Here is a 14,215-nt window from a genome sequence, read left to right on the forward strand (position 1 = left end):
GCCGTTACTTGGCCTTCGCCAGCGTGTACCAATCCGGCGTCTTGACGGCCCACTTGCCGTCGACGAGCTGCATGATCTTCGTTGACTTCATTGGCGAGTGCGCCCGGGCATCACCGAAGACGTAAGGGCTGCCGGCCAGCGAATAGCGCATCTCCTTGCCTTCCTTCAGCGCTGAGGTCACCGCATCGCGGGTCACGTCGCCATCGATGCCGGAGATCGTGTCGATCATAACCTTGGCAGCAAGATAACCACCCTGCGAGAAGGCGGTCTTGGCGAGACCCGCCTTGTCCATGGTCCTGATCCAGTCGGCATTCGCCTCGTTGTTCTCTGTGTAGGGTTCCCACTCGGTGCCGACGTAGATCGGCTGTTTGCTGTCTGCGAGCGCCTTGGCAACACCCTCGGTATAGCCGGGAGCGAGGAACAGCCAGTTGATGCCCGAAATCTTCTGGGCATCTGCGGTCTTCACCCACTGCACGACGCCCGGCTCGACCTGATTGGTGAGTACCGCGTCGCAACCGGCATCGCGCGCCTTGATGACGTAAGGCGTCAAGTCACCCTGTGGCGGCAGGGTCATGTCGACCAGACCGATAGCGTTGCCGCTCATCTTCTGCCAGGCGGCAACTGCATTACCATAGGCCTCCTGCGTGCCGCCGAGGATCAGGAAGAAGGCACAGACCTTCTTCGCCCCGAGGTTCTTCGTCGCATAATCGAGCATGACCGTCGTCAGCGTGAAGGGGCCGACATTGACGGGAGAGATGCTAGGCGCATTGAAGCAGAGCGGATCGACACCGACGCCCTGAACGGCAAGCACCTCGTTGCGGTTATAAGTACCGGCGTTGACCGCGCAGTCGAGCAGGCTTGCACCGCCCGCGAGCGCCACGACGCCCTTGTTGTCGATCAGGTCGCGCGCAGCCTGCGCCGCAACCTGCGGATCGCCCTTGTCGTCGGCCAGGGAATACTCGATCTTGCAGCCGTTGATGCCGCCCGCTTCGTTCAGCTGCTCGAAGACAGCCTTGGTGGCCTTCGGCGCGTCGGAAAAGTCCACCACGCCCGTAACGGTCGAGACGGCACCGATCTTGATCGGCCCGCCCTTGCAGGTCGGGCCGGCCGCAAAGGCGGATGATCCCGTGAATGCCAGCCCGGCCGCGGCCAGACCCAGAGCGATGAATGCGGATCTCAGTTTCATGCTGTTCCCTTCCCTTTTTATGAAATGCGGCGCTTCCTCTTCGCCGCGCCAGCTAACGCTGGTAGACGGCCTGACCGGCGAAATAGGTGGTCAAGACCTTGGTGTCGGCGATCCGATCGGCCGGCACCTCGAAGACGTTCTGATCGAGCACGATGATGTCGGCGGACTTGCCGACGGCAAGCGAACCCGTCTCCTCATCGATCCGCATCGCCTTGGCCGAATTGAGCGTGTAGATTTCGATCGCCGAAGCGAGGTCGATCGCCTGTTCGGCCCAGAGCGAGATGCCGGGGAAGGCGCCGGATGGATTCTGGCGTGTCACCATGCCTTCGATGCCATTCCACGGATCGGGGATCGGGATGACCGGCCAGTCGGAACCGCCGGCAAGCAGCGCTCCGGTGGCCTTCAGGCTCGCGATCGGCCAGAAGCGCGTGGCGCGTTCTTCGCCCATAGCCTCCTTGTGCCCTTCCAGGAAGGTTGTCGGATACCAGATCATCGGGCAGAGATCGGCGACCACGCCGAGCGGGCCGAAGCGGGCGACATCCTCATCCCGGATATAGCTCGCATGGGCGATGTGATGTTTGACATCAGTAGGGCCGTTGAAGTGCCTGACGGCCTCGACCGCATCCAGCATTTCGGTGACGGCGTAATCGCCGGTGCAATGGATCTTCAATCCCATGCCGAGCTTTTCGGACTTGTCGATGTGGCGAACGAGATCCGGATAACTCACCAACACTTCGCCGCGATAACCTTCCGGATGGGCAGCGTCGGCAATATAGGCATCATGGAACGCCGCCGTGCGCGCGCCGGGGACGCCATCCAGAAAGATCTTCGTGAAATTCGGCCTCACATGCGCGCTGCGATATTCATCGCGCAAAGCCAGCAGCGCATCGCCCGAAAGACCGAACATGAAGCTCGGCTCGATCAACGGGAGCGAGGTCACGGCCCAGGCGGTCAGCTTGCCCTTGGTATCAAGATGCTTCAGCGCCTTCATGATCGGCAGAACCGAAGCAGCGTCCTGGAAGGCGGTCACGCCGTAGGAATTGACGATTTCGATGGCGCGCGCCACGGCGGCCTCGCCCATCTCCTCGGTAAAGGCCTCGGCCGCTGTGCGCTCAACGATACCGGCAGCGGATTCGATCAGCAGACCCGTGAGCCTGCCGGTTGAGGGGTCACGGCCGAAGGAACCCTGCGGCGGATCGGGCTGGTTATCGGAAATGCCGGCAAGCCGCATCGCCTCGCTGTTGACCCAGCGATTGTGCATGGTCTCGTCGCGCAGCAGGACGGGATGGCCAAGGCCGGCCGCATCGAGCTTCCTGAGCGAGGCCTCGCTATTGAGCGCCGTCATCATATCGGCGCCCCATTGATTGGCGACGATCCATTGCCCCTGCGGCACGATCTCTGCCTGGGCGCGGACATGGGCGCAGATCGCATCGACGGAGGCGCCGGCCGGGATCTGCGTTTCGAACAGGTCGGCCTGCCCGCCCATCATGATGTGATTGTGGACATCGACGAAGCCAGGCATCGCCATTTTGCCCTCGAGATCGATGACCTGCGTCACCGCGCCCTTCAGTGCCTCGATCTCGGCCCAACTCCCGACAGCCACGATGCGACCGTCCTTGATTGCAAGAGCTTCCGCCCATGGCTGGGCCACTTCGACAGTATAGATTCGTCCGTTCACGAAAATGAGGTCGGCAAAGCCGAGCATAGCAGTCATTGATCTGTTCCCGCTTAGGTTCATTATTTGAACCATTTATTCAAATATTAAGGTTGATGCAGACCGGCACGTTTGTCAATATAGTTCACACGTTAATTACATTGATTGCGACGGCAATGGCGTGCGAGTGCCTGGGGTCAACGGTCGCTGATGGTGCCGCGCTGACCTGAGCCGGAAGGCGCAAGTTTGAATACAGATCCGCAATGGCTTCGCACCCGGCCTGAAAGTGCGGTTATCTGGGGCTTTCGTTCCCGCCACGCATGGCGGAATCGCCGGTCTGTGCGCAGACCTCAAATTGGCATATCGCCTTCAGCAACGGCGATGTCACTTCGCCACCACAACCACCCGCACATGAAATGAAGCCGAAAATCATGCCATCGAGCACGAACCGGACTTGTCATTGCGACCACGAAGGGCACAGGCTCGGATCGAAATCCCTTGCTTCTGATCTCTCTTACGGCCCATCGATCTCGAGGACGCGAAGATAGCTTTCCAGAAGCAATGTCCGGTCCCGGGTTAAATCGGTCTCGGCGTCCGCCTGCATGGGCGCGTACATGGTCCCCTGCCGGGTTTCGAACAACTCGCCCCGCGCCCGGGCCTCCAAATCGCGATAGTCTATCCAGGCTCTTTGAGCAGCCTTCAGGTCTTGCGCGGCCTGGGGCGGCAACGACTTGATCAGTTTGGAATAGGCCACATTCATTCGTTTGTCATAGGATGACAACGCTGCAGCCTCGCATTCATCCTGGCCTCCGGTCGATCCGTGCTCCGGATCGTTCAGGCATGCATTCAAGGTCAGCTGCGTGGGATCTGGCGCGGATGCCGCGAATGCGGGAAGCGCAAGACATTGCAACAGCAAGAGGATGGCGATGCGACCGCGTCGACTTCTCATATCTGAACCGCGCCGGGCTAATAGAAGAAATAGAGAATCCCTGTCGGGAGCAAATCCGAGCACCCAATTCGGTCTTTATCGCTGAATGTCCCTATAAGCGCCGGCATGTCAATCGACACCGAACATTGGCCCGCTTTTTAGACAAACCGGCTGGATCACGACGAGAGGAAAACGAACACACTCAGCGGGCCTTGAACAGATAAGGCCCATCAAATGCAGGGGATATCCCGTCGAGATGAGACCCAGTTCGCCCATGGCGAACCCGGTGATCAGGAGGACGAAGCCAACGTCAGAGCTGTATCCACGCCGTCTTCAGGTCGACATACTTGTCGAGCGCGTGCAGCGACTTGTCATGTCCGTTGCCGGATTGCCTGACGCCGCCGAGCGGGACGCTGTTATCGGCGCCGCCATAGGTGTTGACATGCACCACGCCCGCGCGAATGCCCCGCACCATCCGGTGGGCACGCGACAGGTTCGATGTCCAGACGGCCGAGGCAAGGCCATATTCTGTGGCATTGGCGATCTGCAGGGCTTCGGCTTCCGTCTCGAAGGGAATGATCGAGAGGATCGGACCGAAAACCTCTTCGCGCGCCAGAGTCATCGAGGGTGTTACGTCGAAGACGGCGGGCCGCATATAGTAACCACCCGTTTCCTCGAGAATGCGCGAACCACCGGTGCGCAGCGACGCACCTTCCGACACCGCCTGCGAGACATAGCCGAGGTCCTTCTTCAGCTGGATCTCGCTGGAAATAGCCCCAGCTTCCGTCGCCAGTTGCAGCGGGTCGCCGATCTTCATGGTGTCGGCGATGCGTGCGACCTTCTCTGCGAAGGCCGCGTGGATCGACTTTTCGACCAGCAGCCGTGAGCCGGCGACGCAGACCTGCCCGGAATTGCGGAAAATGCCATAGGCGGAGACCTTGGCCGCCTGATCGAGATCGGGCGCATCGGCAAAGACGATGTTGGGAGACTTGCCGCCAAGTTCCAGATAGACGCGCTTCAGGTTCGAGCGCGCCGAATATTCCAGAAGTCGCCGGCCGATGGGGCCGGAGCCGGTGAAGGCGAGCACATCGATATCCATGTGCAGCCCCAGCGCCTCGCCGCAGACTGCGCCGCGGCCGGTGACGACGTTGAACACGCCTTCGGGCAAGCCGGCTTCAGCACAGATTTCGGCAAGCTTGAGCAGCGTCAGCGACGCACCCTCGGCGGGCTTCAGCACGACGGAATTGCCGGCAGCAAGCGCTGGCGCGATCTTCCAGGCGCCGATCATCATCGGGAAATTCCAGGGCACGATGGCGGCGACGACACCGATGGCCTCCCGGTGGACAAGGCCGAGGATGTTCTCAGCCGTCGGCGCAATCTCGCCATAGACCTTGTCGATCGCCTCGGCGTAATAGCGGAATGTGCCTCCGGCGCTGCCGGGCTCGGCCTTCAGCGCCATCGAGATTTCCGTGCCATTGTCGCGCACGCCAAGCACGGCCAGCTCAAGCGCGCTCTTCTCGATCAGCTCGGCAATTTTCAGCAGCACCTTCTTACGTTCCGCCGGTGCAGCCTTCGACCAGCTGCCCTTTTCGAAAGCATGGCGAGCGGCCTTGACGGCGAGATCGACATCTTCAGTGCCGGCATCGGCGATCGTGGTCAACTTCGTTCCATCGATCGGCGAAATGACGTCCATCGCAGCACCGCTGACCGGCTGGCGCCATGCGCCGCCAATGAACAATGCCTGCGGCGAAACGGATAATGTCCGGAGCTGGTCGATCTTGTCCTGCATCTCATTTTCTCACAAAGAGGGTGGCGGGTCCTCCCCGCCACCGCGATTGGAACTGGTTCAGGCTTCCTGGCCGGCACCGAGGCGGGCATAGCCTGCCGCATCCGACGACTTCAGGCGAGCCGCAGCGATAAAGCCGATGATACCGGCGATCAGCACCAGGCCCGGCAGGACCACGGCGAGCACGCCATTGGCACCGGCAATCGCGCCGAAATTCGCCGAGATATAGTAGACGAGCGCCAGAAGGATCAGACCCGTGACAACAGGCAATATCTTGACCGCCAGAACATTGCGTTCAAGCCCCGGATTGCGGCTGAAGAAAACCACGATCGAGAAAGCGGTGAAGGCCATCAGCAGGATGATTGCCAGCGTCGCGACATTGGTGAGCCAGGAGAACAGCGCCAGCACCGGGTCCTGACCCGTCACCGCAAAGAGCGTGACGACGAGCACGGCGATAACGGTCTGGATAATCGAGCCGACATGCGGGCTCTGGAAGATCGGGTGCGTGACGCCGACCGACTTCGGCAGCAGGCCCTCGCGACCGGCGACATACATGTAGCGCGCGACGCCGTTGTGGAAGGCAAGGATGCCGGCAAACAGGCTGGTGATGAAGAGAACGCTCATCACGACGGTAATCCAGTGGCCGACATAGCGCTCGGCAAGGCCGAAGAGGAAGGTCGTGGGGTCAGCAAGGCCCTGCAGCGTCGGAACGAGCTTGTCGGCGCCGGCGCCGGTCACCATCAGCCACGAGGTCAGCATATAGAAAAGGCCGATGATGAGGACGGAGATATAGGTCGCGCGCGGCACGGTCTTTTCCGGCTCACGAGCCTCTTCGCTGTAAATGGTCGTTGCTTCGAAACCGATGAAGGCGGCAAAGCAGAACAAAAGACCGATGGCCGGCGTTCCACTCCAGAAGGCTGTCGGCGTGAAAGGCACGGCGGTCAGGCCGCTGTCGCCGCCCTTGACGAAGATCGCGGCGTCGATGACGAGCACGACGAGATATTCGAGAATGACGAGCACCGTCAGCACCTTCGCCGATAGATCGACGCGACGGTAGCCGAAAACGGCAACAAAGGCGATGCCGACAAAGCTCCAGACCCACCAGGGAAGGTCAAGGCCGAGCTGCTCGGCAAAAAAGCCCTTGGTCGCCGCGCCGAAGAGCCCGAGGACGCCCACCTGCATGGCGTTATAGGCGAGAATGGCGATCAGCGCGGCGGCACCGCCCATCAGGCCGCCAAGGCCCTGGGCGGTATAGGCGTAGAAGGCGCCGGCATTTCTTATATGGCGGGCCATGGCGACATAGCCGACCGCAAACAGCAATAGAATACCCGTCACCAATAGGAAGGTGAGCGGTATGCCCGGCCCGTTGCCGAGCATCATGGACAGCGGCACGCCACCGGCGACGGCAGTGAGCGGCGCTGCGGCCGAAACCACGAGGAAGGTCACGGCACCGACGCCGAGACTGTTTTTGCGTAGCTGGTTCTCAGCCGTGCCTTGCGAATTTTGTGTGTTCATCTGCGTTCGTTCCCCTTGTTTAAGTACATCCGATCGTCGCCGCGATTGCACGCGTGCGACCTCCACCAAAACCGGACTGACGAGCGGGGCTTATGCTTTTGTTGATTTTGCCGCCGTCAGCGCTTATGGTTCATTATTTGAACCTTAGCTTCAAATATAGACTTGCAAACATTGCCGGCCTCTGTCAAGTTATTTCGCATGTTAAGTATCTTGGGTCGCTGCTATCGTGCCGCGGCGCAGGCTCAGCAAGCTGATTTGACGGCAAGCCCCGGCTGAACGCACAAATCGAACGCTGACCAACCCAAGAGGAGGAACGATGAGCACGATCGGAAAGGCGCTGGCATTGCTGGACACCCTGTCACGGCTGGACAAGGAGGCGGGTCTGACCGACATCGCCCGCCTGTGCGACCTGGATAAGGCGACGGCACGACGCTTTCTGGTGGAGCTGGAAAAGCACGGCTTCGTCGAGCAGGATCAGGACACGCGCCGCTACCGCATCGGCTCGGCACCGGTTCGCCTCGCCCGCATCCGGGAAGCGCGCTTTCCCTTCCTGCGAGTTGCCATCCCCTTCATCAAGACGCTCGCCGAATCATCGACGGAGACGGTGCATCTTTCGGAATTTTCGGGCGGGCAGCTTTCGACCATCCACGTTGAAGACTCACCCCGAGCGCACCGCATCATCGTCGATGTCGGCAGCCTCCTTCCCTTCCACGCCACGGCGTCCGGCGTTGCATACCTTGCCTTCTGCTCGCGGGCGGAAATCGATGCGGCTCTTAAAAAACCGCTTGAGAAATTTACCGACCACACCGTCATCGATCCGCAGCTGGTACGCGCCATGCTCGATGAGACCGCAGCACGCGGCTTTTCCATCAGCCACCAGGGCCTCGAAGCCGGTGTCATCAGCACGGCCGCGCCGGTGCGCGCACCGAGCGGCCACCCCATCGGCTGCGTTGCCATTGCCGCACCCCTCTCGCGCACCACAAAGGCAGCCATCGACGAATTCGGCGCACAGGCAGCCGCCACGGCCAGCGCGATCTCAGAAAAATATTACGGGTCGGAAAGACCCATGGGAACCATTGCAAAAATCAGGAGGACAGATTGATGAGCCCCGCGGCTCCCCTGCCAAGGATACTCGTCATCGGAACCGGTGACACCAAATGCGACGAACTGCAATTCATGGCGTCCGTCATCAATGATGCCGGCGGCCAGCCCGTTATGATGGATGTCAGCATTCTCGGCGATCCACCCTATAGCCCCGATTATTCCAAGCATGACATTGCCAAGGCCGCCGCAACCACGATCGCGGCGATTGCCGAAAGCGGCGATGAAAACAGCGCCATGGCAGCCATGGCAAAGGGCGCGGCGGCACTGACTCGGCACCTCTACGACGACGGGCTGGTCGATGGCATCATCGTCCTCGGCGGTTCCATGGGCACGGACCTGGCGCTTGATGTCGCTGCCGTTCTGCCGCTCGGCGTCCCAAAATTCGTGGTTTCGACCATCGCCTATTCCCATCTCATTCCGCCCGAACGCATAGCCCCCGACCTGATGATGATCCTGTGGGCCGGTGGTCTCTACGGCCTCAACAGCATCTGCAGTTCGGTTCTCTCGCAGGCCTGCGGCGCGGTCGTCGGCGCAGCGAAACACGGCACCAAGCCCGACCGTGGGCGGCCGCTCGTCGGCATGACCTCTCTCGGCTCGTCCTGCCTGAAATATATGAAGTATCTGCGGCCCGAGCTGGAAAAGCGAGGCTATGACGTCGCCGTATTCCATTCGACCGGCATGGGCGGCCGCGCCTATGAAGCGATTGCCGCCAAAGGCGACTTTGCCGCCGTCTTCGACTTCTGCATCCAGGAAGTCAGCAATCATCACTACAGCAGCGTCGTCACCTCCGGGCCGGACCGGCTCGAGAATGCAGGACGCGCCGGCATTCCGCAGATCGTTGCCCCCGGCGCCGTCGACATGGTCGATCTGCAGGCGTGGCAAGCCTTGCCGGAGATCTTTGCCGACCGGCCCTATCACGCCCACAACCGGCTGATCGGATCGGTCACGACATCACCGGAAGGCCGGCGCGAAGTCGCACGACTGATCGGGGAAAAACTGAAGCGCGCCCATGCGAAGGTCGCCTTCCTCCTGCCGACCGAGGGCTTGCAGGAATGGGACAAGCCTGAAGAGCCGTTGCATGATCCGGAAGGCCTCAACGCCTTCATCGACGAGATGCGCCGCGCTGTTCCGCCTTCCGTCACCCTGCAGGAAGTCGATGCCCACATTAACGCTCCGGCCTTCTCGGCGGCGGCACTCGCCATCTTCGATCAATGGGTGGCCGAGGGCGTCATTCCGGAGGGACGGCCATGACGCAGGACCGCGCGCTTATCCTCGACTTCGGCGGTGTCGTCACGCGCACCCTCTTCGAGACGCATGACATCACCGAACGCACGCTCGGCCTTCCCGGGGGATCGCTGACCTGGCTCGGGCCGTTCGACACGACGACGGACCCGCTCTGGGTCGCGATGCAGAACCGCGAGATCACCGAACGCGACTATTGGATGACGCGCACCAGCGAAGTCGGCAAGCTGGTTGGCGAAAACTGGACTGACATGCAGACCTTCGTCCGCCGGGCGCGCGGCGCCGAGCCGGAGCTGGTGCTGCGTCCGGAAGCCCGCGACGCTATCCTGCGTGCGAAAGAAGCCGGCCTCAAGCTGGCGATCCTCTCCAACGAACTCGACCTTTTCTACGGCGTTGAGTTCCGCCAGCGTTTTCCGCTGATCGAGCTTTTCGACGTCATCGTCGATGCCACCTACACGAAGATCCTAAAACCCGATCCGCGCGCCTACGAGCTCGTTCTTGCCGAGCTCAATTTGCCGCGCGAAGCCTGTGTCTTCGTCGACGACCAGAAGAAGAACATCGAGGGTGCCGAAGCCGTGAGCCTGCCTCACGTGCATTTCGACGTGACCCGTCCTGCCGAAAGCTATGCCCGCGCACTTGCGATGCTGGGGCTCTGAACCAAGAGGAATCTGATATGCGTGAGACCAATTTCATCATCGAAAACAACGCCCGCCACCTGTGGCACCCGATGGCACATCCGGCCGAGATGCAGGCGCATCCGCCGCGCATCATCAATTCGGGCGAAGGCGTCGAGATCGTCGATATCCAGGGCAAGAAGGTGCTCGATGCGGTCGGCGGCCTCTGGAACGTCAATCTCGGCTATTCCTGCGAGCCGGTGAAGAAGGCGATCCGCGACCAGCTCGACGATCTGCCCTATTATTCGACCTTCCGCGGCACGACGAACTCGCCGCTGATCGAACTCTCCTACGAACTTGCCGAATGGTTCAAGCCGGATGGCCTCAGCCGTTCCTTCTTCACCTCGGGCGGCTCGGATTCGGTCGAGACATGCCTGCGGCTGGCACGCCAGTACCACAAGGTCAACGGCCAGCCGGAGCGCACCAAGTTCGTCGCGTTGAAGAAAGGCTACCACGGCACACATTTCGGCGGCGCGTCGGTGAACGGCAACCAGAATTTCCGCCGCAATTATGAACCCCTGCTCCCCGGCGTCATCCATCTGCCGGCCCCCTTCACCTACCGCAACCCGTTCAACACCACCGATGGCGCCGAGATTGCAGCTGCCATCGGCAGGCTCTTCGAGGATGAAATCGCCTTCCAGGGCGCCGATACCATCGCAGCCCTCATCGTCGAGCCGGTGCTCGGCGCCGGCGGCGTCATCGTCCCGCACGAGACCTTCCTGCCGTTGATGCGCGAGATTTGCGACCGCCACGGCATCCTCTTGATCGCCGACGAAGTCATCACGGCGTTTGGCCGTACCGGCGCCTGGACCGGATCTCGCCTCTGGGGCGTCAAGCCGGACATGATGTCGACCGCCAAGGCCATCACCAACGGCTATTTCCCCTTCGGCGCCGTGATGATTTCGGACAAGGTCGCCGAGGCCTTCGAGAGCAACAAGAACGCGGTCGGCAATATCGGCCACGGTTACACCTATTCCGGCCACCCGGTGGGTGCCGCCGCAGCGCTTGCGACATTGAAGGAGACCAAGCGTCTTGATGTTGCGGTCAACGCCGCTGCCCGCGGTGAAGAGCTCCTGGTCGGCCTGAAGAAGCTGCAGAATAAGCATGAACTGGTGGGCGACGTGCGCGGCAAGGGGCTGATGTGCGCCCTCGAACTCGTCAGCGACCGGGCGAAGAAGAGTGCGGCAGCCAAGGACATCGTCCAGAAAGTCCATGACGCGACTTACGATGCCGGCGTGATGGTCCGCACCTCCGGCGCCAATGTCATCATGTCGCCGCCGCTGATCGTGACGGCCGGGGATGTGCAGACGATCCTGACCGCGCTCGATGCCGGCCTTACCGCTGCGGGAGCCTGACGATGTCCGACAATGCAGCCCTTATCGCGCGCCGCGACCGGCTTCTCGGCCGGAACATGTCGCTCTTCTATGACGACCCGGTCCACCTGGTGCGTGGCGAAGGCGTCTGGCTCTGGGACGCCGACGGTCGCAAATACCTCGATTGCTATAACAATGTGCCGCATGTCGGCCATTGCCATCCCCGCGTGGTCGAGGCGATCACGCGGCAGGCCTCGACGCTGAACACGCACACGCGTTACCTGCACGAGGGCATTCTCGATTATGTCGAGCGGCTGACGGCGACTTTCGACAAGAGCCTCAATGCTGCGATCCTGACCTGCACCGGCAGCGAGGCGAACGACGTAGCGCTGCGCATGGCGCAGGCTGTGACCGGCAAGACCGGCGTCATCGCCACCAACCACACCTATCACGGCAACACGGCGGCCGTGTCGCAGCTATCGACCCGCATGCCGCCGGTCGGCGGCTTCGGTGGCCATGTCCGGCATGTGCCGGCTCCCGACAGCTATCGTCCGCTCGGCGGCGAAGGCGGAGACGCCTTTGCCACAGCCTTCGCAGCAGAGGTCGAGAAGGCGATCGCCTCGCTTCAGGACAGTCCGCACGGCTTTTCGGCCATCATCATCGATCCATTCTTCGCCAATGAAGGCTTCCCGGATCTGCCGCCGGGCTTTCTCGACAAGACGGTTGCTGCCGTGCGCAAGGCCGGCGGCCTCGTGATCACCGACGAGGTTCAGCCCGGTTTCGGCCGCACGGGCACGCATGTGTGGGGCCATCAGCACGCCGGCATCGTTCCCGACATCGTCACGCTTGGAAAGCCGATGGCCAACGGCCACCCGGTCGGCGGCGTCATTGCCAATGTCGACACGATCAATGCCTTCCGCAAGGCCTTCCGCTATTTCAACACCTTCGGCGGCAATCCGGTCTCATGTGCGGCAGCAATGGCGGTCCTCGATGTCATCGAGGATGAGAACCTCATCGAGAATGCCCGCAACGTCGGCGAATATACGCGCGATGCCTTCAAGCGGCTTGCCGAAAAGCACTCGATCATCGGCGATGTGCGCGGCAGCGGCCTCTTCATGGGTACGGAATTCGTGCTCGGCAAGCAGACGAAGGAGCCGGCCACGGCGCAGGCGACCCGCATCGTCAACGAAATGCGCGAACGCGGCGTGCTAATGGGCAAGATCGGCATTCACCAATGCGCCACGAAAATCCGCCCGCCCATGCCGTTTACTCGGGAAAATGCCGACTTCATGTTGTCGATCTTCGACGACGTCCTGTCCGGCCTGTGAGGCGATATGGCTGATCAGTTGCCGCAAAACATCCGCGACGCCTTGCAGAAGCGTGTGCGGGAGGCGCTCGACCATTGGTCCGCGCGGGCGCACGAGCCTGTGCTGATGAAATATCGGGAAAATGCCGTCTTCCGCATCACGCTGGAGGACGGCCAGTTCGCCGCACTCCGGCTGCATCGACCCGGCTACCATGACGAGACGAGCCTGCGCTCGGAACTGCATTTTATGGCCGCCCTCAAGCTCGGCGGCCTCGATGTACCGAGCCCGGTGCCTACGATGAACAGGCAAAGCCTCGTCCGCCTGCCAGCCAACAGGCATTTTCCTGACCAACATGCCGATGTGGTGAGCTGGATCGATGGCGTTCCGCTCGGACAAAGTGGTACACCTCTGTCGCAATCAATTGAAATGCAGGAGGCAATCTTCTTCCGCATCGGTCAAAACATGGCCGCCATGCACGCGCTTGCCGATGCCTGGGAACCGCCGGAGCGCTTTCGCCGACCGGCTTGGGACGCCGATGGGCTCGTCGGAGAAAAGCCGCTTTGGGGACGTTTCTGGGATTGTCGCGGCCTTTCGTCCGAGAGCACCATCGCCCTCTCGGCATTGCGCCACGAGCTGCGCCGCGCCCTCGCGAATGTGGACCGTCAAAACCTCGACTACGGGCTGATCCATGCCGATCTCGTGCGGGAAAATATCTTTCTAACGGGCACCGAAGGCAATGTTGCCTTCATCGATTTCGACGATGCAGGGCACGGCTTCCGCCTGTTCGATCTCGCGACGACCCTGCTGAAGAACCGCAGCGAACCCGCCTATCCGGCAATCGAGAAAGCGCTGGTATCAGGTTATCGCAGCCGACGAACTCTATCCGACGCTGCCCTGGCAAGCCTGCCGCTCTTCATGGTGCTCAGAAACCTCACCTATATCGGATGGCTTGCCGAGCGTCCGGAAATTCCGGACGCCGCCGAGCGGCTGTCGCGCTATGTTAGCGAAAGTCTGGAGATGGCAAGAAAGCTCAATACGGCCGCTTGACATCCTCCATATAATTGTTAACGTGTTAAGTAAATAAGAGATCGGGAGGACTCAATGCCACATCTCGCCATCGAATATTCGGCCAATCTGGAGGGCCGCGCCGATATCGGCGCGCTTTGCGAGCGGCTGCTGAAGACGGTTCTGGACACCGGTCTCTTCGAGGTCGGTGCCGTGCGTGTCCGCGCCTTTCGCGCCGATCACTACGCAATCGCCGACAAGCTCCCCGAAAACGCCTTCATCGATCTGAATTTCCGCATCGGCAAGGGCCGCACGGACGAAGAGAAAAAGCGCACCGGCGAAGCGATCTTTGCAGCGGCGATCGACGTCCTCGGCGCTCTCTTCGAGACGCCGCATTTCGCCCTGTCGCTGGAGATCCGCGAGATCAATGCGGAGCTCAGCTGGAAGAAGAACGCCATTCATCCGCGTCTGCGCGGCAAATGACACCTCCCCTTCGCGGGA

At 61.4% G+C, this 14,215-nt stretch carries 12 protein-coding genes; 7 read left to right on the forward strand and 5 right to left on the reverse strand.

All coding sequences use genetic code 11. The annotated features are described in order from the left end of the window. Window positions 1-4: 4 nt before the first annotated feature. The 5 genes from ACIQWP_RS17750 to ACIQWP_RS17770 form a co-directional block, all read right to left on the reverse strand. On the reverse strand, window positions 5-1,186 hold the full coding sequence (locus tag ACIQWP_RS17750) for an ABC transporter substrate-binding protein (RefSeq protein WP_402789678.1): 1,182 nt from the start codon (window positions 1,184-1,186) through the stop codon (window positions 5-7). A gap of 52 nt (window positions 1,187-1,238) precedes the next feature. Next, entirely contained in the window at window positions 1,239-2,900 is a 1,662-nt protein-coding gene (locus ACIQWP_RS17755; protein ID WP_402789681.1) for an amidohydrolase, read from the reverse strand. Window positions 2,901-3,354: 454 nt separating this feature from the next. After that, on the reverse strand, window positions 3,355-3,852 hold the full coding sequence (locus ACIQWP_RS17760; RefSeq protein ID WP_402789683.1) for a lysozyme inhibitor LprI family protein: 498 nt from the start codon (window positions 3,850-3,852) through the stop codon (window positions 3,355-3,357). A gap of 226 nt (window positions 3,853-4,078) precedes the next feature. Further along, window positions 4,079-5,557, reverse strand: a complete 1,479-nt coding sequence (locus ACIQWP_RS17765; RefSeq protein ID WP_402789686.1) for an aldehyde dehydrogenase — start codon at window positions 5,555-5,557, stop codon at window positions 4,079-4,081. A 57-nt stretch (window positions 5,558-5,614) separates the two neighbouring features. Next, complete coding sequence (locus ACIQWP_RS17770) at window positions 5,615-7,069, reverse strand: APC family permease (RefSeq protein ID WP_402789688.1); 1,455 nt, start codon at window positions 7,067-7,069, stop codon at window positions 5,615-5,617. 316 nt (window positions 7,070-7,385) lie between these two features. Here ACIQWP_RS17770 and ACIQWP_RS17775 point away from each other — a divergent pair, with 316 nt between their 5' ends. Genes ACIQWP_RS17775 through ACIQWP_RS17805 form a run of 7 tightly spaced genes read left to right on the forward strand, consistent with a single transcriptional unit; the run spans window position 7,386 to window position 14,197 of the window. Further along, the gene (locus ACIQWP_RS17775) at window positions 7,386-8,171 is read left to right on the forward strand and encodes an IclR family transcriptional regulator (RefSeq protein WP_402789691.1); all 786 of its coding nucleotides are present in this window, start codon (window positions 7,386-7,388) and stop codon (window positions 8,169-8,171) included. Then, window positions 8,171-9,424 carry a Tm-1-like ATP-binding domain-containing protein gene (locus tag ACIQWP_RS17780; RefSeq protein ID WP_402789693.1) on the forward strand — a complete coding sequence of 418 codons (1,254 nt, stop codon included), beginning with the start codon at window positions 8,171-8,173 and terminating at the stop codon, window positions 9,422-9,424. The genes ACIQWP_RS17775 and ACIQWP_RS17780 overlap by 1 nt, the downstream gene beginning before the upstream one ends. After that, complete coding sequence (locus ACIQWP_RS17785) at window positions 9,421-10,071, forward strand: HAD-IA family hydrolase (protein ID WP_402789695.1); 651 nt, start codon at window positions 9,421-9,423, stop codon at window positions 10,069-10,071. The genes ACIQWP_RS17780 and ACIQWP_RS17785 overlap by 4 nt, the downstream gene beginning before the upstream one ends. Before the next feature lie 17 nt (window positions 10,072-10,088). After that, complete coding sequence (locus tag ACIQWP_RS17790; RefSeq protein WP_402789698.1) at window positions 10,089-11,444, forward strand: aspartate aminotransferase family protein; 1,356 nt, start codon at window positions 10,089-10,091, stop codon at window positions 11,442-11,444. 2 nt (window positions 11,445-11,446) lie between these two features. Beyond that, window positions 11,447-12,730: an aspartate aminotransferase family protein gene (locus ACIQWP_RS17795; protein ID WP_402789701.1), complete on the forward strand. Its 1,284-nt coding sequence runs from the start codon at window positions 11,447-11,449 to the stop codon at window positions 12,728-12,730. Between the two features lie 6 nt (window positions 12,731-12,736). Next, window positions 12,737-13,756, forward strand: coding sequence for a homoserine kinase (locus ACIQWP_RS17800; RefSeq protein ID WP_402789703.1), 1,020 nt, complete (start codon window positions 12,737-12,739; stop codon window positions 13,754-13,756). Window positions 13,757-13,810: 54 nt separating this feature from the next. Then, window positions 13,811-14,197, forward strand: a complete 387-nt coding sequence (locus ACIQWP_RS17805) for a 5-carboxymethyl-2-hydroxymuconate Delta-isomerase (RefSeq protein ID WP_402789706.1) — start codon at window positions 13,811-13,813, stop codon at window positions 14,195-14,197. The last annotated feature ends 18 nt before the right edge of the window (window positions 14,198-14,215 follow it).

This window comes from Rhizobium sp. NPDC090279, assembly GCF_044769665.1.
GTDB lineage: Bacteria > Pseudomonadota > Alphaproteobacteria > Rhizobiales > Rhizobiaceae > Rhizobium.